This is a genomic window from Exiguobacterium sp. USCH10 (genome assembly GCF_037619445.1).
Lineage (GTDB): Bacteria > Bacillota > Bacilli > Exiguobacteriales > Exiguobacteriaceae > Exiguobacterium > Exiguobacterium aestuarii_A.
Genome location: NZ_JAQPZO010000009.1, coordinates 18,924 through 41,945 on the forward strand (window position 1 = coordinate 18,924; position 23,022 = coordinate 41,945).

General features: G+C 47.1%; 22 protein-coding genes and 1 pseudogene. 21 read left to right on the plus strand and 2 right to left on the minus strand.

The window, feature by feature from the left end:
• Positions 1–28 precede the first annotated feature (28 nt).
• Positions 29–811, plus strand: a complete 783-nt coding sequence (locus tag PQI28_RS12280; RefSeq protein WP_074034048.1) for a ParB/RepB/Spo0J family partition protein — start codon at positions 29–31, stop codon at positions 809–811.
• Here the strand turns inward: PQI28_RS12280 and yyaC are convergent.
• Positions 784–1,410 (minus strand): spore protease YyaC, encoded by a 627-nt coding sequence (gene yyaC / locus PQI28_RS12285; protein ID WP_339963468.1) that lies wholly within the window; start codon positions 1,408–1,410, stop codon positions 784–786. The genes PQI28_RS12280 and yyaC overlap by 28 nt on opposite strands.
• A gap of 171 nt (positions 1,411–1,581) precedes the next feature.
• Here yyaC and PQI28_RS12290 point away from each other — a divergent pair, with 171 nt between their 5' ends.
• The 18 genes from PQI28_RS12290 (at position 1,582) to rlmH (ending at position 18,359) form a co-directional block, all read left to right on the plus strand.
• On the plus strand, positions 1,582–2,523 hold the full coding sequence (locus PQI28_RS12290) for a mechanosensitive ion channel family protein (RefSeq protein ID WP_074034043.1): 942 nt from the start codon (positions 1,582–1,584) through the stop codon (positions 2,521–2,523).
• Complete coding sequence (locus tag PQI28_RS12295) at positions 2,513–2,716, plus strand: DUF951 domain-containing protein (RefSeq protein WP_015880228.1); 204 nt, start codon at positions 2,513–2,515, stop codon at positions 2,714–2,716. Before PQI28_RS12290 ends, PQI28_RS12295 begins: the two co-directional genes overlap by 11 nt.
• 153 nt (positions 2,717–2,869) lie before the next feature.
• Complete coding sequence (ychF, locus tag PQI28_RS12300) at positions 2,870–3,970, plus strand: redox-regulated ATPase YchF (RefSeq protein ID WP_214696529.1); 1,101 nt, start codon at positions 2,870–2,872, stop codon at positions 3,968–3,970.
• 131 nt (positions 3,971–4,101) lie between these two features.
• Positions 4,102–4,389, plus strand: coding sequence for a 30S ribosomal protein S6 (gene rpsF, locus PQI28_RS12305; protein WP_074034039.1), 288 nt, complete (start codon positions 4,102–4,104; stop codon positions 4,387–4,389).
• A gap of 37 nt (positions 4,390–4,426) precedes the next feature.
• A complete protein-coding gene (gene ssb, locus PQI28_RS12310) occupies positions 4,427–4,936 on the plus strand; it encodes a single-stranded DNA-binding protein (RefSeq protein ID WP_015880231.1) in 510 nt (169 codons plus the stop codon).
• A gap of 43 nt (positions 4,937–4,979) precedes the next feature.
• Positions 4,980–5,210 carry a 30S ribosomal protein S18 gene (gene rpsR / locus PQI28_RS12315; RefSeq protein WP_015880232.1) on the plus strand — a complete coding sequence of 77 codons (231 nt, stop codon included), beginning with the start codon at positions 4,980–4,982 and terminating at the stop codon, positions 5,208–5,210.
• Positions 5,211–5,361: 151 nt separating this feature from the next.
• Entirely contained in the window at positions 5,362–7,353 is a 1,992-nt protein-coding gene (locus PQI28_RS12320) for a DHH family phosphoesterase (protein WP_214785437.1), read from the plus strand.
• Entirely contained in the window at positions 7,350–7,793 is a 444-nt protein-coding gene (gene rplI / locus PQI28_RS12325; protein ID WP_214696532.1) for a 50S ribosomal protein L9, read from the plus strand. The genes PQI28_RS12320 and rplI overlap by 4 nt, the downstream gene beginning before the upstream one ends.
• A gap of 17 nt (positions 7,794–7,810) precedes the next feature.
• On the plus strand, positions 7,811–9,163 hold the full coding sequence (gene dnaB / locus PQI28_RS12330) for a replicative DNA helicase (RefSeq protein WP_015880235.1): 1,353 nt from the start codon (positions 7,811–7,813) through the stop codon (positions 9,161–9,163).
• 158 nt (positions 9,164–9,321) lie between these two features.
• Positions 9,322–10,611, plus strand: a complete 1,290-nt coding sequence (locus PQI28_RS12335; RefSeq protein ID WP_339963470.1) for an adenylosuccinate synthase — start codon at positions 9,322–9,324, stop codon at positions 10,609–10,611.
• A 121-nt stretch (positions 10,612–10,732) separates the two neighbouring features.
• Positions 10,733–11,443, plus strand: a complete 711-nt coding sequence (yycF, locus tag PQI28_RS12340) for a response regulator YycF (RefSeq protein ID WP_015880237.1) — start codon at positions 10,733–10,735, stop codon at positions 11,441–11,443.
• Positions 11,444–11,446: 3 nt separating this feature from the next.
• Complete coding sequence (walK, locus tag PQI28_RS12345; RefSeq protein WP_074034022.1) at positions 11,447–13,288, plus strand: cell wall metabolism sensor histidine kinase WalK; 1,842 nt, start codon at positions 11,447–11,449, stop codon at positions 13,286–13,288.
• The gene (yycH, locus tag PQI28_RS12350; RefSeq protein WP_339963471.1) at positions 13,288–14,670 is read left to right on the plus strand and encodes a two-component system activity regulator YycH; all 1,383 of its coding nucleotides are present in this window, start codon (positions 13,288–13,290) and stop codon (positions 14,668–14,670) included. Before walK ends, yycH begins: the two co-directional genes overlap by 1 nt.
• On the plus strand, positions 14,657–15,481 hold the full coding sequence (locus PQI28_RS12355) for a two-component system regulatory protein YycI (RefSeq protein WP_339963472.1): 825 nt from the start codon (positions 14,657–14,659) through the stop codon (positions 15,479–15,481). Before yycH ends, PQI28_RS12355 begins: the two co-directional genes overlap by 14 nt.
• A 13-nt stretch (positions 15,482–15,494) precedes the next feature.
• On the plus strand, positions 15,495–16,286 hold the full coding sequence (locus tag PQI28_RS12360; RefSeq protein WP_074034013.1) for an MBL fold metallo-hydrolase: 792 nt from the start codon (positions 15,495–15,497) through the stop codon (positions 16,284–16,286).
• Between the two features lie 51 nt (positions 16,287–16,337).
• On the plus strand, positions 16,338–17,597 hold the full coding sequence (locus PQI28_RS12365; protein WP_339963473.1) for a S1C family serine protease: 1,260 nt from the start codon (positions 16,338–16,340) through the stop codon (positions 17,595–17,597).
• Between the two features lie 37 nt (positions 17,598–17,634).
• On the plus strand, positions 17,635–17,796 hold the full coding sequence (locus tag PQI28_RS12370; RefSeq protein WP_214696548.1) for a CxxH/CxxC protein: 162 nt from the start codon (positions 17,635–17,637) through the stop codon (positions 17,794–17,796).
• A gap of 83 nt (positions 17,797–17,879) precedes the next feature.
• Complete coding sequence (rlmH, locus tag PQI28_RS12375) at positions 17,880–18,359, plus strand: 23S rRNA (pseudouridine(1915)-N(3))-methyltransferase RlmH (RefSeq protein WP_074034007.1); 480 nt, start codon at positions 17,880–17,882, stop codon at positions 18,357–18,359.
• A 159-nt stretch (positions 18,360–18,518) separates the two neighbouring features.
• On the opposite strand, the pseudogene PQI28_RS12380 reads toward rlmH, so the two are convergent.
• Positions 18,519–20,074 (minus strand): annotated as a pseudogene (locus PQI28_RS12380) (IS3 family transposase).
• A 220-nt stretch (positions 20,075–20,294) separates the two neighbouring features.
• On the opposite strand from PQI28_RS12380, the gene PQI28_RS12385 reads away from it, so the two are divergent.
• Both PQI28_RS12385 and PQI28_RS12390 read left to right on the plus strand, forming a co-directional pair.
• Complete coding sequence (locus tag PQI28_RS12385) at positions 20,295–21,905, plus strand: ATP-dependent nuclease (RefSeq protein ID WP_339963474.1); 1,611 nt, start codon at positions 20,295–20,297, stop codon at positions 21,903–21,905.
• Positions 21,892–23,016, plus strand: a complete 1,125-nt coding sequence (locus PQI28_RS12390) for a UvrD-helicase domain-containing protein (RefSeq protein WP_339963475.1) — start codon at positions 21,892–21,894, stop codon at positions 23,014–23,016. The genes PQI28_RS12385 and PQI28_RS12390 overlap by 14 nt, the downstream gene beginning before the upstream one ends.
• Positions 23,017–23,022: the final 6 nt, after the last annotated feature.

Genomic DNA, 23,022 nt, shown 5'->3' on the forward strand with positions numbered 1-23,022 from the left:
TTTTTCATACGATGAAGGAGGTTTGTAGATGGAACGATTAGCATTAAAATTCATTCGCCCAAACCCGAACCAACCCCGGAAACAATTTGAGGTGGAAAAACTAGAAGAGTTGCGCCAGTCGATTGAACGGTATGGCGTTCTGCAGCCGATTGTCGTACGAAAAGCGACCGGTTACTATGAAATCATCGCTGGGGAAAGACGATTCCAAGCGGCAAAACTTGCCGGGAAAGAAGACATTCCCGCTCTAGTCGTCACGGCGGACTCGGATCGCGTCATGGAGTTGGCCTTGATTGAAAACATTCAGCGTGCCGACTTGAACGCCATCGAAGAAGCCGTCGCCTATGAACAATTGATGCAGACACTCGGCCTGACGCAACAACAATTGGCAGACCGGGTCGGGAAAAGCAGAAGTCATGTGACGAACAGTTTGCGTCTGCTTCGTCTACCGAGCGCGGTCCAGCACGCGGTCATGGTCGGTGATTTGACGATGGGTCATGCACGGGCGATTACAGGCATGAAATCAGAACAAGCGATGGAACAGATTGCAAAACGAGTGATTGCCGAACATTGGACGGTAAGGCGGCTCGAGCGTTACTTACAAAAAGAGCGCACAGCAAAAAAGACGCTGAAGCAATCGAACGCAGATATCGAAGCGGTCGAAGCAGTGCTTGCAGAGCGTCTTCAAATGGATGTGTCGATTCGTCCTCGTCGAAAGGGAGGCGTGTTAGAACTAAAATACTTCTCTCAAGACGATTTAGAACAACTCCTTACGTTGTTGTCGCCTCAAGACTTTGACTCGTCTCGCGACTGACGAAGTCTAGTGATCGCGGCTTCTTCGTGATGAAGGCGTCCGATACGTGAATCGAAATCGACGAACCCTTCCGTGATGAAGCGTGCGAGTTCATAGACGAGATGGAGTCGTGTATTTTGAAGAATCATCATTTCCATAAAGCCACTGACGTTTACGACGGCTTTGATATTATAAGCGCCGACGGCAGGGAGTTCTTTTTGAACGCCTGCACCTGGGGCGAGTGGTCCTTCTGAAAAGAAGACGTAGCCAACGCTCGACAAACGTCCGAGACAAGCATCGATGGCAATGATGAGCGGTTGATGGAAGCGGGTTTGAATCTCATGTAACGTCTCCACTAAATTGAGCGCGTGTACGGGTTTCGTTAACGTACCGTATACGTGTAGGTTGCGGATGCGACGTTCTTCTAAAAACGTTCCGACGAGTGGACCAAGAGAATCACCGGTCGAACGATCCGAACCGATGCAAACAAGGACGATGGGGCGATGGGTTTCATTGACCAACTGTTCATGAATCTGGTCCGCAAGTAATCTGGATCCACTCCGCTCAGTGTGTTCAATGAAGAAAGAGTATGGTTTATGAGGTTTTAGGCGAAACGGCATGAATCTCATCCTCTCTTCTGAGCTGCCTATTCCTAGTTGCAGTTAGGGGATTGATCTCGTATTAACCCATTCCCAAAAGTGGAAAACTTCTAAACTTCCGAATGCGGCGTTTGAGAAAAGTCGCGAAATATGTTTTGATGATTTAGAATCTACGACTTTTGAGGTGAAAAGATGGCTTCGCAAAATACAGAAAAAGATTTAAATACGGTAGCAGACGAAACGATTGACAGTGTAAACCGCTTCGTGGAGTACTTTAAAGATACAGACATGTGGATTGGCTTGGGAATCAAGCTCGCCGGTGTCGCACTCATCATCCTTGGCCTATATATCGCGACAAGAATTTTGACGACGATGGTCGAACGTGTGTTTACGCTTCGGAAAATAAAAGAACACGACATTGTCGCTCAGCGTCAAAACGAGACGCTATTGAAACTCGCACAAAATACAATTCGTTATGTGATCGGGTTAATTATGGTCCTGACGGTGCTCGGACAGTTCGGCGTCAATATCGCCGGTTTAATCGCATCAGCCGGGGTAGCAGGTCTTGCCATCTCGTTCGGTGCGCAAAGCTTAGTGAAGGACGTCATCACAGGCGCATTCATCATCTTTGAAAATCAATATAAAAACGGGGATTACGTCAATTTGAACCAGCAAGTCGATGGAACAGTCATTGAGGTCGGCATTCGTACGACGAAGTTAAAGGGATTAAATGGGCAAGTAACGATTATTCCGAACGGACAAATCTTGCAAGTGACGAACTACTCCCTTGAAAACAGTGTCGCTGTTGTCGATATTGGGGTTGCATATGAGGAAGATATGTCAAAAGTAGAACAAGCGCTCAAAGAGATCGCAAAGTTGGTCGAAGAACGCTATCACGACTTGTTCATCGAACCAATCAACTTGGCTGGAGTCCAATCGCTTGGACCTTCGGAGGTCGTCTATCGATTAATGGCGGAAGTCCCGCCGACCCAGCACTTTGCTGCCGGGCGAATTTTGCATAAAGAGTTGAAGGCTGGACTTGACGAACGCGGTATTGAAATTCCATATCCACGTACGGTCATGATGCCACCGAACTCGACTCCTAAAGGAGGAGAAACAGAACATGCAAAGTAAAACTTATGCGTTGAACGATGTTGTGGAAATGAAAAAACCACATGCCTGCAAGACGAACCGCTGGCAAATCACACGTGTAGGGATGGACATTCGCATCAAATGTCAAGGTTGCGGAGCAAGTGTACTCATGCAACGCCGTGACTTTGATAAGCGATTCAAGAAAGTGCTTGAGCAAGGGAACGCCGCAGAATAAGCGGCGTTTTTCTTTAGGTTATGAACGTGAGTTGCGGTTTAATCGTGGACTATCTATAATTGTGAAGGATGTGACGGTGTGGTGTACTGAAGGTACCCACTCCACAGACGGCTTAACATTTCCCGGGAAACACCGGATGAGGAGGAACTACTAGTGGGATTAACAGCAGGAATTGTCGGATTACCAAACGTCGGGAAATCGACTTTGTTTAATGCGATTACACAAGCAGGAGTCGAAGCGGCCAACTATCCGTTCGCGACAATCGACCCGAACGTCGGAGTCGTTGAAGTACCAGATGCGCGTCTTGATCGATTGACGGAACTCGTCAAACCGAAAAAGACGGTGCCAACAGCGTTTGAATTTACAGATATCGCTGGAATCGTCAAAGGTGCATCAAAAGGTGAAGGACTCGGAAACAAGTTCTTGGCGAACATCCGCGAAGTCGATGCAATTTGCCAAGTCGTTCGTTGCTTCGAGGACGAGAACATCACGCACGTCGCGGGACGCGTCTCACCGATTGACGACATCACGACCATCAACCTTGAATTGATCTTAGCTGACCTTGAACAAGTCGATAAACGAATCGCACGCGTTCAAAAAATGGTAAAAGCAAAAGATAAAGGAGCGGTACAGGAGCTTGAAGCACTTGAGATCGTACGTGACGTTCTTGAGTCGGAGCGCCCGGCACGTGTCGCTGAATTAACGGACGACCAACTCGCCATCGTGAAACACTTCCAGTTGTTGACGATGAAGCCGATGCTTTATGTGGCGAACGTGAGTGAGGATGAAGTGGCGGACGCGGACTCAAACGAGTACGTTCAAGCGGTCCGTGACCATGCGGCAACAGAAGGGGCGAAAGTGATCGTCATCTGTGCACGTATCGAAGAAGAAATTTCAGAGCTCGAACCAGAAGAGCGCCTTGAATTCCTACAAGATCTCGGCATCGAAGAGTCAGGACTCGATCAATTGATCCGCGCTGCGTATTCGACACTTGGTCTTGCGACATACTTCACGGCAGGTGAAAAAGAAGTTCGCGCTTGGACGTTCAAACAAGGGATGAAGGCCCCACAATGTGCCGGTGTCATTCACTCTGATTTCGAACGTGGATTTATTCGTGCTGAAGTTGTCGCGTATGAAGATCTTTCGGCAGCTGGCAACATGACGACAGTGAAAGAACAAGGGAAACTTCGCTCGGAAGGTAAAGAATATGTCTTCCAAGACGGCGATGTTGTCACATTCCGCTTCAACGTATAAGTTGATTTGCTGAAACGTGTTGTAAAAGTCAAGGAAGTTTGATAGTATATTATGACGTGAGTAAAACAATTGTTTGCTCCTTGCTCCTACAAACCGGTAGGAGCCGTTAGTCCAAGAGGAGGTGAAAGATAATGCGTAAATACGAACTTCTTTACATTATCCGTCCATCAGTTGATGAGGAAGCGAAGAAAGCTTTGATCGAGCGCTTCAACAACGTCATCACTGAAAACGGTGGTACTGTTGAAAAAACAACAGACATGGGTAAACGTCGTTTCGCTTATGAAATCAACAAGATGCGCGAAGGACACTACGTTCTTCTTAACATCGTTGCTGAACCTAAAGCGATCCAAGAAACAGAGCGTCTCATGAAGATCTCTGACGACGTTGTCCGTCAAATGACAACAAAAGACGAGCGTTAATCCTTAACGTCTCGTATCGTGAAAGGGGAGCTTGGAGATGATTAACCGAGTTGTGTTAGTTGGTCGATTGACTCGCGATCCGGAAATGCGTTACACGCAGAGCGGAATCGCCGTAACACGCCTTACTCTCGCTTGCGATCGTCCATTCGCTGGACAAGATGGGAAGCGCGAGACGGACTTTATTGATTGTGTCGTTTGGCGCAAACAAGCAGAGAACGTAGCACAATACTTGAAAAAGGGCAGCATGGCCGGCGTTGACGGTCGCCTTCAAATCAGTAGTTACGAAGGACAAGATGGCCAACGTCGTTACCGGGCAGAAGTAGTCGCCGACAGCGTACGCTTCCTTGAACCACGCGGGGCCTCAGGGCAACGTGAGCAAGCACCATCTGGAGATGTCTTCGGTGGTGGTGAATCAAGTGGATCAGGATGGGGCGCAGGAGCTGCTTCGACTTCATCTCAGTCCTCGAATTCGAATAAAGGTTTTGACGCAGATCCGTTCTCGGGTGGCGGCAAAATCGACTTGTCAGATGATGATTTGCCATTCTAATCATTGTTGACAATAAAAACTAACTTATAAAGGAGGTCTTCACATGGCACGTCGTCCAGGAGGTCGTCGTCGTCGTAAAGTATGTTTCTTTACGTCGAACAACATCACTCATATCGATTATAAAGACGTAGAATTGCTCAAACGCTTCGTTTCGGAGCGTGGTAAAATTCTTCCACGTCGTGTGACTGGTACTTCAGCGAAATACCAACGTCCACTTACTGTCGCTATCAAGCGCTCACGTCAAATGGCTTTGCTTCCATACGTTGCAGAGTAATGTTTGACGAACGGCTTATCCTTTTGGATAAGTCGTTTTTTTGTATTTCATCTCGTTTGTAAGTGTGTAAGTGAAACCGACGAATATGGTATGATAGAGCAGAAACCTTTACGATTCCATGGGTGAACATTACTCATTTTAGGAGGCATACATGCACAGTGGTGAAGCAATAACATCCGTGAAGAACCAATACGCGCGGCACATGATTCCATATGTGATTGGATTTCTTGTCTCGTTAGGATTGGCGTTCTACAGCATTGTGGCGGCAATCACCCTGTTTATGGGCACGCTGATCTTTTTCATCTATCAGCAAGTGACGATGCGACGGGAACGTAAAAATTGGGAACAGTATGTCCTTTCACTCTCTCATCAAATCGAAGAGGTCGGAAAAGAAGCGTTGACGACGATGCCGATCGGAATTTTAGTCTTCGATCAAGACCGACGAATCAGTTGGTATAACGAGCAATCACGATTGATCTTTGAACTCGATATGGCGATTGGTGTACCGCTTGATGCGCTCCATTCCGCATTCGATGAGTTGATTGAAGAGGAAGAGGATGAGGCCACGATTGAAGTGGGTGACCGCGTATATCGTGTTTTTTACAATCAAACACATCAAACGCTTTATTTGTTTGATATGACCGAAGAAGCAGAGATGGAACAAAAATATGTTCAAACGCAAACGGTCATTGGCATCTTGTATCTAGACAACTACGATGAAATGTCGACTGCAGTGGATGAGCAAGTGCGAAGCGAAGTAAACCGTCGTGTGACGGTGCTTCTCAACCAATGGGCGCAACGGCATCACATCTACATGCGTCGTACGGCAGCAGACCGCTTTTTCCTCGTGATGAACGAGCGAACGTTATCTGAACTGGAGAACAATCGCTTTTCTATTTTGGATGAAGTGCGTGATGCGACGAAGGAACAAAGGATTCCATTGACGTTATCGATTGGGGTCGGATGTGGTGAGACGACATTGACCGAGCTTGGCAATCTATCTCAGTCGAGTCTGGATTTAGGGCTTGGTCGTGGTGGTGACCAGGCAGTCGTCAAGCGCCATAACGGAAAAGTTCGTTTCTTTGGAGGGAAGACAAACCCGACGGAAAAACGGACGCGCGTCCGTGCACGTGTCATCTCGAACTCGATGCGTGATTTGATTCGCGAATCGAGCCGTGTCCTCGTCATGGGACATAAAAACCCAGATATGGACTCGCTCGGGGCTTCGATCGGGATTATGAAATTAGCTGAGTTTGTCGGACGTGAGGCGTACGTGGTTGTGCCGTCAGGTGAGACGAGCATCGGCATTCAACGTCTCGTTCAAGAGGTAGAAAACGATGACTCGTTATACAGCCAGTTCTTAACCGAATATGAAGCACAACCGCTCATCGATGAACAGACGCTTCTCGTCGTCGTCGACACGCATCGTCCTTCACTTGTCATTTCAAAAGACATCCTGTATCGAGCGGAGCGTGTTGTCGTGATTGACCATCACCGACGTGGTGAAGAATTTATCGAGGATCCGGTTCTTGTGTACATGGAACCTTATGCATCGTCAACGTGTGAGCTCGTCACGGAGTTGATTGAGTATCAGGCGGGAAGTCGCAAGCTCTCGATTTTAGAGGCGACGTCACTTCTTGCAGGAATCATGGTCGACACGAAAGGCTTTACGCTCCGTACAGGTTCACGTACGTTTGATGCGGCGTCCTTCTTACGTATTCAAGGGGCTGACACGGTACTCGTGCAACACTTTATGCGTCAAGACCTCGATGCCTATATCGAACAGTCACAGATTTTAAAAAACACCGAGATTTACGCAGATGGCATGGCGATCGCGGTCGCTTCTGACGATGAGGCCCATCACCAGGTATTGATTGCCCAGTCTGCAGACCAGTTGCTGAACATGGAGGGTGTCAAAGCCTCGTTCGTCATCGCGATTTTACCGGATGGACGAACCGGGATCAGCGCGAGGTCTCTCGGTGACGTCAATGTTCAAGTCATCATGGAAATGCTCGATGGCGGCGGACATTTGACGAATGCAGCGACACAACTCGAAATGAGTCGTGAACAAGCAAACGTCTTGTTAAAAGAAGCAATTGATCATTATTTGACAGATGATACTGAAGGAGAGGAATTAGAATGAAAGTCATTTTGAAAGTAGATGTAAAAGGGCAAGGAAAAGCTGGAGAAGTGAAGAACGTGGCAGACGCTTACGCAAAAAACGTCTTGTTCAAGAAAAACTTGGCGGTTGAAGCGACACCTGGAAACTTAAAAGCGTTCGCGGCGAAAGAACGTCGTGCTGAAGAGGCTGCAGAAGAAGAGTTGAAAGAAGCGCAGCAACTTAAGGCAAAACTTGAAAAAGAGACGATCGCCGTCACGACAAAAGCCGGTGAAGGTGGTCGCGTGTTCGGATCGGTCACGAGCAAACAAATCGCGGATGCCCTCAAATCAATGGGCTACAAGATTGATAAGCGTAAAATTGAACTCGAGCACCCAATCAAGGCGCTCGGTTTCACGAAAGTGCCAGTGAAGTTGCACCATGACGTCGTTGCGACGTTGAACGTACATGTACAAGAAGCTTGAAGGTGAGGTAGAGACGGATGAGTGATGCGATTCAAGTCAATACACCACCACATAGCGTGGAAGCGGAGCAAGCCGTCTTAGGGGCGATCATCCTCGATTCGGACCGGTTGATCACGGCCTCAGAGCGGGTCGACCCGGACGACTTTTATCGCGTCAGCCACCAGCGCATCTTTGAAGCGATGTTAAAAATCAATGACCGGGGCGAACTTGTCGACTTGGTCACGCTCAGTTCAGAGCTCCAGGCGCAAGGCATTTTAGACGAAATCGGCGGTCTCAACTATTTGGCGGAGGTCGCTGAATCCGTCCCGGCCATCGGGAACATCGGCTATTACTTGAATGTCGTCGATCAAAAAGCGGCACTTCGTCGTCTGATTCGAACGGCCACGAACATCGTTTCAGATGGTTATGAGCGTCAGGACGAGGTCGATTCTGTCCTCTCGGACGCGGAGCGGAACATTCTAAAAGTATCGCAACGGAAAGGGCAGTCCAGTTTCCACCCGATTGGTTCCGTGCTATCGGATGCCTATTCGACGATTGAAAAATTGCATCAGTCGAGCGGTGAGATCACTGGGATTGCGACAGGGTTCACGGATTTAGATAAGATGACGGCCGGTTTCCAACGAAACGATTTGATTATCGTGGCCGCTCGTCCATCTGTCGGGAAGACTGCGTTCGCCTTGAACATCTCGCAAAACGTTGCCGTCCGTACGGGCGAGAACGTCGCCATCTTCAGTTTAGAGATGGGGGCGGAACAGCTCGTCATGCGTATGTTGTGTGCGGAAGGAAATATCGATGCCCAGCGCCTCCGGACCGGACGCCTTGAAGCGGAAGACTGGGGTCGCTTATCACTTGCGATGTCGTCGCTCTCACAAGCGGGCATCTACATCGACGATACGCCGGGTCTTCGTGTCAACGAGATTCGGGCGAAGTGTCGTCGCTTGAAGCAAGAACATGGTCTCGGGATGATTATGATTGACTACTTGCAGCTCATCGTCGGGAACGGCAAACCGGGCGAGAACCGACAACAGGAAGTATCGGAAATTTCACGTACGCTCAAAGCGATTGCGCGTGAACTTCAAGTACCTGTGATCGCCTTGTCACAGCTCTCTCGTGGGGTAGAGAGCCGTCAAGACAAGCGACCGATGATGTCGGATATCCGTGAATCGGGAGCGATTGAGCAGGATGCCGATATCGTTGCCTTCCTCTATCGTGATGACTATTACGATAAAGAGAGTGAAGACGCCAATACGATTGAAATCATCATTGCGAAACAACGTAACGGTCCGACCGGTACGGTCAAGCTCTCCTTCCGGAAAGAGTACAACAAGTTCGTCAATATGGAGACACAAGCCTTCGCACCACCGATGTAACGTCGGTGGTGTCTTTTTTTATATGGGTGATTCGAAAAATAACGAACGAATAGTTACGTGTTATATAAAACGTTCGGTATTGGATTGACTTTCTCGCTTTTCAAGTGTACACTTACGGATGGTTTGAACAGAACGTTGATTAATAAGGAGGATTCATTATGTCATCAGTAGTCGTAGTGGGAACGCAGTGGGGCGATGAAGGGAAAGGGAAAATCACCGATTTCTTATCGAAACAAGCCGAAGTCGTCGCGCGTTATCAAGGGGGAGACAACGCTGGTCATACGATCGTCTTCAATGATACGAAATATAAACTTCACCTCATTCCGTCGGGTATCTTCTATTCGGATAAGACGTGTGTCATCGGGAACGGAATGGTCGTCAACCCGAAATCACTCGTGACGGAACTCGCTTACTTACATGAGCGCGGTGTGAGCACGGATAACCTCCGCATCTCGAACCGGGCACACATCATCTTACCGTATCACCAGCTTCAAGATCGTTTAGAAGAAGATGCAAAAGGTGATGCGAAAGTTGGGACAACACTTAAAGGGATTGGTCCAGCATACATGGACAAAGCAGCGCGTATCGGGATTCGTATCGCAGATCTTCTCGACAAAGAAGTGTTCGCAGAGAAATTAAAGACCGTTCTCGAATTGAAGAACCGCATGTTCGTGAAAATGTACGAGGTCGATCCAGTTGAATTTGATGACATCTTCGAAGAGTACTACACGTATGGCCAACAGTTTGCGAAATACGTGTGTGATACATCTGTCGTCTTGAACGATTCACTCGACGCAGAGAAGAAGGTTCTCTTTGAAGGAGCACAAGGTGTCCTGCTCGATATCGACCACGGAACGTACCCGTTCGTCACATCGTCGAACGCAGCATCAGGTGGCGTATCAAGTGGTGCCGGAATCGGTCCATCAAAAATCCATCACGTTGTCGGTGTCTGTAAAGCATATACCTCACGCGTCGGTGACGGTCCGTTCCCAACACAACTCGATGACGAGATCGGTCATACAATCCGTGAAGTCGGAAAAGAATACGGAACGACAACAGGTCGTCCACGTCGTGTCGGCTGGTTCGACTCGGTCGTCGTTCGTCACTCACGTCGTGTCAGTGGGATTACAGATCTTTGCCTCAACTCAATCGATGTGTTGACAGGTCTTGAGACGCTCAAGATTTGTACATCGTATGAGTACGAAGGAAAGCATCTTGACGAATATCCGCCGAACTTCCGCGTCCTTGAGAAGTGTGTACCAGTATACGAAGAACTTCCTGGTTGGACAGAAGACATTACGGGCGTCCGTAACTTCGACGACCTTCCAGAAAACGCGAAACGTTACGTGCGTCGCATCGAAGAATTGACGGGTATTGAGTTATTGACCTTCTCGGTCGGACCGGCCCGTGAGCAGACGGTCATCTTGCGTGACATTTACGAAGCATAAGAAAGGGAGCCATTGCGGCTCTCTTTTTCATTTCCACGGAAATGGACCACGCTTTCTAAGCTGTATAAAAAGAGTTACAATGTAAGCATGTACGTTTAATGATAAGAGGAGGACTCACTGAATGGATCGTACGATTTTAGTGGTAGATGACGAACAACCAATCGCAGATATATTGAAGTTTAAACTTGAAAAAGAAGGTTACCAGGTGCATGTCGCCTATGACGGCGAAGAAGCGCTCGTGAAAGTAGAAGAGATTCAACCGGATCTCATCTTACTCGACATCATGCTTCCACTCAAAGACGGCATGGAAGTATGCCGCGAGGTACGGAAGAAGTATGATATGCCGATCATCATGTTGACGGCGAAAGACTCAGAGATTGATAAAGTGCTCGGACTAGAGCTCGGTGCGGACGATTACGTCACGAAACCGTTTAGCTCACGTGAGTTGTTAGCTCGCGTCAAAGCGAACATGCGACGTCATGCGACGGCGCCGGCGCCTGAAGCAAAAGGGGCGAACGCGAACGATATCGTGATCGGCGACTTGACGATTCACCCAGATTCGTACATGGTGACGAAACGGGACGAGAAGATCGAGCTGACGCATCGCGAGTTCGAATTGATTCATTACCTCGCGCAAAACATCGGACAAGTGATGACGCGTGAGCATTTACTCCAAACGGTCTGGGGCTATGATTACTTCGGGGATGTTCGTACCGTGGATGTCACCGTACGTCGTCTTCGTGAAAAAGTAGAGGACAACCCATCGACACCGACGTATATCATTACGCGTCGCGGGGTCGGGTATTATTTGAAGGCAGGAGAAGAAGATTAAACGATGAAACGGACGAACTTCTTTAAATCAATCCAGTGGAAGCTCGTCGTCATCTATGCGCTGCTCATTCTCGTTGCGATGCAAGTCATCGGCGTGTACTTTGTGCGTTCTTTGGAACGGCAATACATCAACAACTTCTCGCAGTCACTCGTCGACCGGGCGAACCTACTGAGCTATAACGTCAGTGAGGGGATTGCCGCGAACGAGAGTGACTCGACCACGGACCAGCAGTTGAACCAGTTACTGGATCAGCTGCTGTCTGACTTTACCGAGAGCACGACGCTAGCTGACGACATTCGAGAAGTCCAAATCATCGATACGAACAGTGTCGTACGGGCGACCTCGAACCAGAACAATCAAAGTCTCGTCGGCCAACGGACGGCAAGTACGTTTATCCAGAAGTCATTCGCGACAGGTGGCGCCCAAGAGACGCTCGTCTATGAAGATTCGAATGACCGGATGCGCGTCGTCGCCGTTCCCGTTAAGTCAGAAGTAGACGGGACCACAATCGGCATGATCTATATTGAGGCATCGATGCAGTCCATCTATAACCAGATGGAACAAGTCATCCGAATCCTCGCGACCGGGACGGTCATTGCCTTGATCATCACGTCCTTCCTCGGTATCTTGTTGTCTCGAACGATCACACGACCGATTGCCGATATGCGTCGGCAAGCCGTCGAGATGCGAAAAGGGAACTTCTCGCGGAAAGTTAAAGTGTATTCGGATGATGAGGTCGGCCAACTCGCCTATGCGTTTAACGAATTGACGGACGAGTTGATGGAAGCGAATGCGACGACAGAAGCAGAGCGCCGTCGGTTGACGAGTGTCCTCGAGAACATGTCGGACGGTGTGGTTGCGACCGACCGTTCGTTACGGGTCATCTTAATGAACGACCAGGCACGTGACATGATCGGGGTCGATGAAGAAGAGGCGATGGGGATGAACTTGCAGAGCCTCCTCGCGTTCGAAGAGGAAATCGTCATTCCAGAGGACGGGACGATGCCGGCGAAACTGATTGACCTCAGTACGGATGAGGAACTATTCCTCGTTCGAGCCTATTTCTCACCGATTCAAAAACATAGTGGACCAATCACAGGTCTCATCGTCGTCTTACATGACGTCACAGAACAAGAGCAAGTCGAACAAGATCGCCGTGAGTTCGTCGCAAACGTCAGTCATGAGTTGCGCACGCCGCTCACGACGATGCGTAGTTATTTGGAGGTCCTTGCGGAAGGGGCTTATCAGGATGATGAGTTGGCGCCGCGCTTCTTAGAGACGACGCAAAACGAGACAGAGCGAATGATTCGCCTCGTCAACGACTTGTTGCAACTCTCGAAGATGGACAGTAAAGAATATAAGATGCAGAAAGTGAAGTTCGACTTTGTGCAGTTCTTTAACGACATCATCGACCGTCACGAGATGACGAAAGGAGACGCGATTCAATTCCGTCGGAAGCTGATGAAACGTCGTGTGTACGTTCATGCCGACCAGGATAAGATGACCCAAGTGATCGATAACATCATCACGAACGCCATCAAGTTCTCACCAGAAGGCGGTACGATCACGTTCCGGACGATGCTTCGGGCGAAACGACTCGTCATCGGCATCAAGGATGAAGGAGTCGGGATTCCGAAGTCGAACTTGAAGAAAATTTTCGAACGCTTCTATCGTGTCGATAAGGCGCGGGCGCGTAATATCGGTGGAACCGGACTCGGTCTATCGATTGCCAAAGAAGTCGTATCCGCTCACGGTGGAGACATCTGGGCAGAGAGTGAATTTGGCCGCGGCACGACGATTTACTTCACGATTCCGTTCGATACGATTGTGGAGGTGAATGATTGATGAAACGGTTTACGATTGCAAAGCCAGAACTGTGGAAGTCGTTGCTTTTGCTCACGTTAATCGTCACGTCGATTGTTCAAACCATCATTTTGTGGGATTATCATCCCACCTATCAGTCAGTCCAATCGGAGACGCAATTGACGACGGTGGATAAGTCACTCCAACGCCGGGCGAATCAGGTCGTCATCCCGGTTCAAGCGGTCGTTCATGACAACAACGCCGTCTTCGCTTCGAAGAACACCCCGAAGCAGTTGATGCGGGTCATTCGGGATACGTTTGAAGCGAGTGAATTCAAACCACTCGCCGCAAAAAATGTCCCGAGCTTTTACACGGATATCAATGAAGGACTCGAATTGATTTTACCGGAAGCTTACTATGCGGATACGCTGAGCTATATGCTGCCGGGCACGTACAGTCTGTCTGGAAAGATTCCGCAACGTGCGCTCATCTACATGGAAGACAATGCGTTTACCATTCGGACGATCATGAGTGACCAATCGATTTGGGAAGGGAAGTTGACGAAGGTCGGAAACGGCGACGTGAACAGTCTATTCCTAAAAAACTCGAGTCGGACGATGAAGCGAGTGACGTATACGGATGAACGCGTGAACTATATCCCGGTCGTCGGACCGGAGATGAATGAGTTGTTCGCATATGACGTATCGTCGATTCAAATTGATGCGCGCCTTGACTGGATGCGGGACACGTTCTTCCCAGGCGACCCGAACGTCCAAGAAGTCGACCCGGCGAGTTCAGTGGGGGCATTGACGAACGGTGTCAGCGTGGCGGAATATGACGCGAAGTTGAACGCGAGTCGCTATCGGAACTTATCGCGTAACAGCACCGAGCGGGAAGCAGCACTCGGGTTGGATTCGATTGTCGAATTCGTGAATTTTCATGGTGGATGGGTCGACGAGTCTTCTGAGAATCAAGGACTCTCGCTTCGTTTCGATGCCATCACACCGGCGAACAAAGGCTTTGAAACGACCGTATTCCGTTTTCATGTGAAAGGATTCCCGGTCTTTAGCCAACGTGAGGCGTTTATCAACAATGACGCCATCGACTTATCCACATTGCGTGTGGAAAACGACGGGGCGCAAGTCCGGTCCATCACACGACATCACTTAGAGATTGACCGCTTGATCACAGTCGGCACGACGCAGCTGGCTGACGCAGAAGAAGTACTCGGGACACTCATCAACTCTGGACGGTTTGAGAACGTGACGGAGATTCGAATCGGTTATGAAATTGAGTATAACGAGGATACGAGCCGATATGTGACGTTCTCACCGAATTGGTTCGTACGTGAAGCGGGACGTTGGGTCCCATACAACCAGTCAGAAAATTGGACAGAAAGGATGATGTATCGTGGATTGGAGTAAAGCGAAAACCATTTTAATATTCGCCTTCCTCGCCTTGAACATCTATCTGTTATTCCAATTAGTGACTGAGACATGGGCGACCGAAGTCGTGACGAACGACAACACGTCGATTGCACAAATTTTAGACCAACGAAACGTCGACCCGGCAAAACTGCCACGAATGGGTCGGGATATCGGCTATTTGACAGGGTCGTCTGAAGAGATGTCGGCCGCGATGATTACGAAAAATCGGGAGGTACAACTGGCAACGACGCTGGACAATATGCAACTCGAAGTCGAGCTGAAACAGCCCGTGCCGCTCGATGCCAAAGATTTGCGAACGACGGCTTCGACGTTTGTTGCGGAGTATGTCCCGTTCGGAGAAGAATATGCCTACTGGCGATATGATGAAAAGACGAGACAGATCGCCTTCGTCCAAACGTTTGAAGACAATAAGATTTTCTCGGCACCTGAAGTCGAGGGAGATTCGGAGATGTATATCGGACCATCCCTCATCTTGATTCAATTGAACGAGGAATATGAAGTGACGGATTATAAGCAACGTCATTTGAAAGACATTTCATCGAAACCACAAGACGATCTCGTGTTAACGGCCAGTGAAGCCATCTCTCAACTTGCGTCACGGAAGTATTTCCAACCGAATCAGGAGATGCGGGCCATCAACACAGGGTTTTATAGCTTACCCCTCGACAGCTCTGGCGGTTTGATTATCATGCCACCGCTCTGGTCGGTCGCAATCGACGATCATGTATATTTCGTCAATGCCATCGACGGAACGGTAGAGCGCGTCGAGTTTGAAACGAAAGAATGAAAGGAGTGATGGTGTGAGTTTACAGTATAGTGTGTTAGCGAGCGGGTCGACCGGGAACGCCCTCTATATCGAGACGGAACGGACAAAGCTGCTCGTCGATGCCGGATTGACCGGGAAAGCGATGCAACAACGCATCGAAGCAATCGGTCGGTCGTTTGATGGGATCGATGCACTGCTCGTCACCCATGAGCACTCCGACCATATTAAAGGAGTAGGAATATTAGCGCGAAAGTATAACTTACCGATTTATGCGAATGCGAAGACGTGGGCGGCGATGGAATCACTCATCGGAAAGATTGACCCAGCGTTGAAGTTTCACATCGAGGTCGGGGACATCAAGCAGTTCGGTGATATCGAGATTGAAACGTTCAACGTCAGTCACGATGCGGCGGACCCGATGTTTTATCAGTTTGCCCACGACGGGAAACGCTTGGCCCATATCACGGATACGGGCTACGTCTCAGACCGGATGAAAGGGGTCATTCGTGGGGCTGACGACTTTATCTTCGAGTCAAACCATGACGTCTCGATGCTGCAGATGGGTCGTTACCCATGGAGCGTCAAACGACGCATCCTTGGGGACTACGGACACGTCTCGAATGAGGATGCGGCGATTGCGATGAGCGAGGTCATCGGCGACCGGACGAAACGGATCTATTTGGCGCATTTAAGCAAGGACAACAACATGAAAGAGCTCGCGCAAATGAGCGTCTCGCAAACACTCGGCATGCGAGACGTCGACTTAGGTCGAATCAAATTGTGCGATACGGACCCGACAATCCCCACTTCGCTCGTTTCTTTATAAGGAAACTTGGGAAAAGACAGTTATCACACTGTCTTGAAGGGGGGACGCGTCGTGAACGAAGAGAGACACCATGAGTATGAACCTCAAGACGTCGAACCTGAAGTACACGAAGCAACAGAAGAGAAATCGACGTATCCGTCTCGGAGCGAATGGCGTCCGAAGCAAGAGGAGCACGTACGCCACAAGCCGAGACCGAATATAAAACCGTTGTTACTCGGAGGGGTTGGCGGATTCTTAGGAGCGGCTTTGTTTTTTGTCACAGTGATGCTCTGGGATTCGCCGACCTCTCGTTTTGTGACGAACGAACTGACGCGGACCGAGCAAGCCGTGACCGTCACCGAATCCGACGTCACGACAGCAGTTCTCGGAGCGAAGACGTCCGTTGTCAGTATTACGAACATTCAGCGGGCCTTCACTTCGGACTCGCAATGGGAGGCGGGCGCTGGTTCTGGCGTCATTTACAAAGTGGAAGGGAATACGGCATACATCGTCACAAATTTCCACGTCATTGAAGAGGCGGACGAAATCAACATCGCCTTTTCCGACGGTCAGATCGCGTCGGCAACAATTTTAGGTGAAGACCCGCTCAATGATTTGGCGGTCGCAGAAGTGGAGCTGCCAGATAACATCGATGCGAAACCGATCGTGCTTGGTGATTCGACCGTGCTACAAGCCGGTGAGACTGTCATGGCCATCGGAAATCCGCTCGGTGTCTTCTCAAACTCGGTCACCCGTGGTATCGTCAGTGGTGTCGAGCGGACGGTGCCGGTCGACACGAATAGCGACGGCTTGATGGATTACAACGCAGAAGTCATCCAGACCGATGCGGCCATTAACCCAGGGAACTCGGGCGGTGCGCTCATCAATATTCGTGGGGAGCTCGTCGGGATCAATTCGATGAAAATCGCCGAAGCGAGCGTAGAAGGGGTCGGTTTCTCGATTCCGGTGAACGTGGCGCTACCGGTCATTGACATGTTAGAACGTGATGGGAAAGTGACACGGGCCCAGCTCGGGGTCACAATTCAAGAAGTCATTGCGGTACCCGGTAATGTCCGGGAAGAGTACGGCATCTCATTCGATCAAGAAGACGGTGTCTTCGTCGAAGAAGTGACACCAGGTAGTCCAGCCGAAGAAGCAGGACTCCGCGTCGGCGATATCATCACGCAAATCGGAGATCGCGAGATTAAACGATATGTCGATTTACGTGATGCGCTCTATCGAGATGCGACGGTCGGTGATACGATTACGATTGAGTATTTACGTCGCGGGGAAGCAAGTGAAACCGAGGCGATATTAACTGAAGCAACTTAAAGAAGCGGCGACGCTTCTTTTTTAAGGAGGAAAAACTGTGGAAAAAAAAGTATGCAAGGAACATGTTGAAATCGCTTTAGACATCATTGTGGATGAAACAGGGGAGTACCCGTTGTTAGAAGAATTATCCACAAGTGAACAAGTGACATGTGAGTTCTGTGAAGCCGACGCAACATATGTTGTGTCAAGCAAAAACTAATTATCAACATGTGGATTTGTGGATAACTCTGTGGATAACCCTATGGATAACTCCAAAAAAACTGTGGAAAAAGGAAGAATTGGATGAATATTTCAATTATCACGGTAGGCAAACTAAAAGAAAAATATTTAAAACAAGGAATTGCCGAGTATACAAAGCGGCTCTCTGCCTACGCAAAAGTGCAGGAAATCGAGGTCTCAGACGAAAAAGCACCCGAGCATTTGAGTGAGGCAGATATGTTACTAGTAAAACAAAAGGAAGGCGAGCGGATTTTGGCGAAGATATCCCCAGACACGCACGTCATTGCGTTGGCGATTCAAGGCAAGCAGCGGACGAGTGAAGAGTTCGCTCGTGAACTCGATCAACTCGCAACGTATGGAAAGAGTAAAATTGCCTTCGTCATCGGAGGATCGCTCGGTCTGTCGGACGATGTGATGAAACGAGCAGACGATACGATTTCGTTCTCGAAAATGACGTTCCCGCATCAACTCATGAAACTCGTGTTGTGTGAGCAGATTTATCGGGCGTATCGGATCAATCGGAATGAACCGTATCACAAATAGTGGTAAAACAAAGAGTAGAAATTGTGCTTGAAAATCAGTGGTTAGATAAGTTATTTACTAACATAAAATAAGGAGTAAGAGAAGAGTAAACATTGAAAAAGCCTCCGGTATACTGAACTGCTCCCCGTCAAGTAGACAGGGCAAATAATGAAAATCAAACTAGGCGGCTTGAGACCTGTATTCGACAGGGCTCAAGCCGTTTAGCCGTTTCTGGAAACGGTCATGGTTGTAGAACGATATGTAGGTCTCGATGGCCGATGTGAGTTCGCTATAGACCTGGAACTCACGCAAGTAGTACATCTCTACTTTCAAGGTACCCAAAAACTCTCGATTGGGGCGTTGTCGATGCAACGTCCGACACGGGACATGCTGTGGGTCAGTCCCGCGTCTTCCACCATGCGTTTGAATCTACTCGAGGTGTATTGGAATCCTCGGTCGCTATGAATCATCGGACCCGCTCCTGACCGGAGCCCCGCGAGGGCCGGCATCATCGTCTGGAAGACGAGCCCGTTGTTGTTGGACTTCCCGATGCGAAAGGTGACGATCGAGCCGTCGTACAAGTCGATGATCGCGCTCAGGTACGCCTTCTTCCCGTCACCGTATTTGAACTCGGTGACGTCGGTGCACCATTTCTCGTCCGGCCGGGACGCACGGAATTCGCGGTTCATCAGGTTCTCGGCCACATGCTGCGGGGACGACTTTTTGTACCGTTTTCTTCTGGCGAATGACCGAACGGATCTCATGGATGCGCATGAGACGATAGATGCGCTTCTCGTTGTATGCCGGCAGGCCATGCTGGCGTCGTCTGCGGTTGACCGTCATGGTGATTCGTCGATAGCCGTAGGTCCCGTTCACCTGATCATAGAGGAGGTGAATGTCCTCCAGTAGGCTTAGGTTCTCCTCCTCGCGTACCGAGACGGTACGCTTCAACCATTTATAGTAGGCGGCCCGTGAGACCTGCGCGATTTCACACAGGAGCACGACCGGGAAGGTATCGGTCGTCGACATTTCCTCGATAACCATATAACGTAATTGTAGCCGGATTTGGCTGATCAACCTATCCTCTCGATCTCCTCTAACTTTTTTAGGAACAGGTTCTCGGCCCGTAGGCGCTCGTTCTCCCGCTCGATCTGTTGGATGCGACGTTCGAGCTTCTCCTCGTTGGTCAGTTCCTCTTCTTGCTTCGTCCGTCCACGACGGTCCTCGAGCCCGTGCACGCCGTCGGCGTCATATTTTTTCGTCCACCCATAGACCTGTCGGTACGACACGGCGAATACCTCGGCCGTCCGTTGATAGTTCCGTCCATTGTCCAGGCAATACCTGACGATCTCCATACGTTCCTCGAATGTGGTCTTTCTTCCTTTTGCCATAGCTCGATCCATCCCTTTTCTCGAATCTGTTAACTCGCTATGACCAGTATACTTCTTAATCCACCTGTGAAGAACAGACCAGTTACTGATTTGATGTTTGGAGAGGGTCTCCAGTTTAGTGAGACCACCGAGATAGTCACGGACGGCCGTGATCTTCTGTTCCTTGGTGTACAGTTTCCATGTCTTCGACTCCTTCAAGCCGGTATCGAATTTCACTTTCCATAACTGAAGGGTGTCCCTAGAGACGTCATGGGTCTCCATGATTTCCTTCAAGGTATATGTGTCTTCTCCCATCATACGTAGTGCACTCAGTTTTTGTTCGATCGAATGCCGACTTCTCGCCATAAAAAAACACTCCCCGATAGAATAAACAGATTTGTTATTTCATCTGTCTACCTATTGGGGAGCATATCATTGAAGAGAACAGAGCTTTTTTTATTAAGACGGATTATTTTTCCTATGGTAAAACCATTAAATGGTTATTAATGATGTTATAATTTATATAGAAAGTGTCATAAAAAATAAAACCAACCTTAAATTCAATAGTGCAAGGGGAGATTAAAAGTTGTTAAAGAGAGTGAAAATATATAACTACAAAAGATTTGATAGTTTTTCAATAGATTTTGATAATAACTATTCAATAATGATTGGAAACAACGGGGCTGGTAAATCAACATTATTAGAAGCAATTCACTTAGCTTTAACTGGGACAATGAATGGAAAACCAATCTTTTATGAATTATCTCCTTATATATTTAATAGAAAAATCGTTAACCAATTTATCGAGGGTGTAGAAGCAGATAATAAAACAACTCCTCCAGAAACAAAAATAGAATTATACTTCTTAGAGTCGGAAGATTCTGATCTCAATGAATTAATGGGTATAGAGAATAGTGAAAATAGCAACGTGCCGGGGTTCGTATTCTCTGTTAAATTTAATGAACATTATCGGGAAGAATACCAGCAGTACATTGAGAATGAAAACTTTATACATATACCTACTGAGTACTATACAGTTGAATGGAAAAGTTTCGCAGGAGCAACAATAACTACAAGGTCAATTCCAATAAAATCCCATCTGATTGACTCAACTACTACAAGTCTAGCTGCTAGTTCCCAAAAGTATATTATGAAGATTATCTCAGATGTCTTAGATGAAAAACAAAAAGCTAATTTAGCCGTTCTCTATCGAAGTTATAAGGAAAGGTTTGGTGAAGATCCTAATATAGCATCTATAAATGAAGTATTAAACGAGAAGAAAAATCTCATGTTAGACGACTCTAGGAATCTATCAATATCATTAGATGTGACTCAAAAAGCTACGTGGGAGTCTGCAATTGCTGCGTTCTTAGACGATATCCCTTTTGATTATATTGGTAAAGGCGAACAAAATGTCATAAAGACTACACTGTCTATTGGAAACAGAAAGCCTGAGAGAAATTTAATACTAATTGAGGAACCTGAAAGTCATCTTTCATTTTCAAATATGAGAATTTTATTAGATAAAATCATATCCGAATGTTCCGGTCAACAATTACTAATTACTACCCATAGTTCGTATGTATTGAATAAGATGGCAATGGAAAATGTTATTCTTCTTGGTGAAAATAGAAGCGGGAAGTTAAGTCAATTGCCAAAAGATACAAAAGATTATTTTCAAAAACTACCAAACTATGACACTTTAAGATTTATTTTATCTAAGAGGGTAATATTGGTCGAGGGGCCAGCAGACGATTTAATCATTCAAAAGGCTTATCACCAAAAACATAATAAACTTCCGTTAGATGACGGAATAGATGTGATATCAGTAAATGGGCTATCATTCAAAAGATTTTTAGATATAGCAAAGTTACTAAATATAAATACTGTAGTGGTTACAGATAACGATCATGATTATGAAAAGAATATTAACAACAAATATAGAGACTATATGGGTGGTACAATTAAATTGTGTTTTAGCACAAATAATGAGCTAAATACGTTAGAACCACAGGTGTTAAAATGTGATGCTGGTAATTATGATAAATTAAAAACTATACTAGGAAAACATGACAAGTCTGAAGAAGAGTTGTTAGAATTTATGCTGAAAAACAAAACTGATTGGGCGCTAAAAGTATTTTTAAACAGCGATGTACAATTAAATTTTCCGGAGTATATAAATGATGCCATCCAATAAAAGAATTATTAAGGCTGCAGCTGGGACAGGAAAGACTACATTATTAATAGGAGAAGCAGTAAAAAACTATCAAGTAGGTAAGGTACTATACCTCACATATACAAATGCAAATCTAAACTCTATGAAGTATGATCTTATGGACTCAGTAGGAATAATACCTAAGAACATAAAATGTAAGACTTGGACTGAATTTCTGCTTAATGAATGCGCTAAACCATATAGAAAAGTTATGGGTGGACCAGAAATAGAAGGGGTAAATTTTTGTTCGTTAGGAGAAATCCCACGCATAAAGGGTATAACAGCAGCTAATTGGAGATATTACTACGATTTTCAAGGAAGGCTCTATTATGAAAGGATAGCTCAATTATGTCATGTAATATTAGAAGTTTCAGATGGTGTAATCATTGATAGACTCCAAAAAATTTATACCACAATTCTTATAGATGAGATACAAGACATGGGAGGATACGACTTAAAAATAATCGAGTCTATTTACCGATCTAACATTAATCTTGTAGTTGTAGGAGACCACCGACAGGCAACATATTCAACAAATTCAGGTCCTTTTCTCAGCAAATACAGAGGGGTCAATATTTTTAATTTCTTTACCGAGGTACTAAAGCACGACGAGCTTGAAAGCTTAGATGTGTGTCACCGTTGTCCACAGATAGTTTGCGATTTAGCAAATACACTATATGATGACCTTAATATGCAATCAGTAACAAAAGTTGAGGATGAAGATGTAGGTACATACTTGGTTAATATGGATAATGTATCTAAGTACTTAGAACGCTATAAGCCAACAGTACTTTACTATGATATAAGAGCGCTTAGAAAGTTTAAATCTAATCTCGACGATGATTTTAACTTTGAAGCAATAACTTTTGGTAAATCTAAAGGTTTAAGTTTTGATAATGTACTTATACTGCCAACTAAAGAAATGGAAAGTCATGTTATTAAAGGTCAACACAGAATGTCTGACACGGTAATTGCTCAATTTTATGTAGCGATTACAAGAAGTAAAAAGAATGTTGGAATTTTATCAGAGAGGCTTTCATGTCTTGAGTTTTTACCTCGATGGGAAGTGGGGCAGGAAGTAAGAAATCACTAAGTTAGT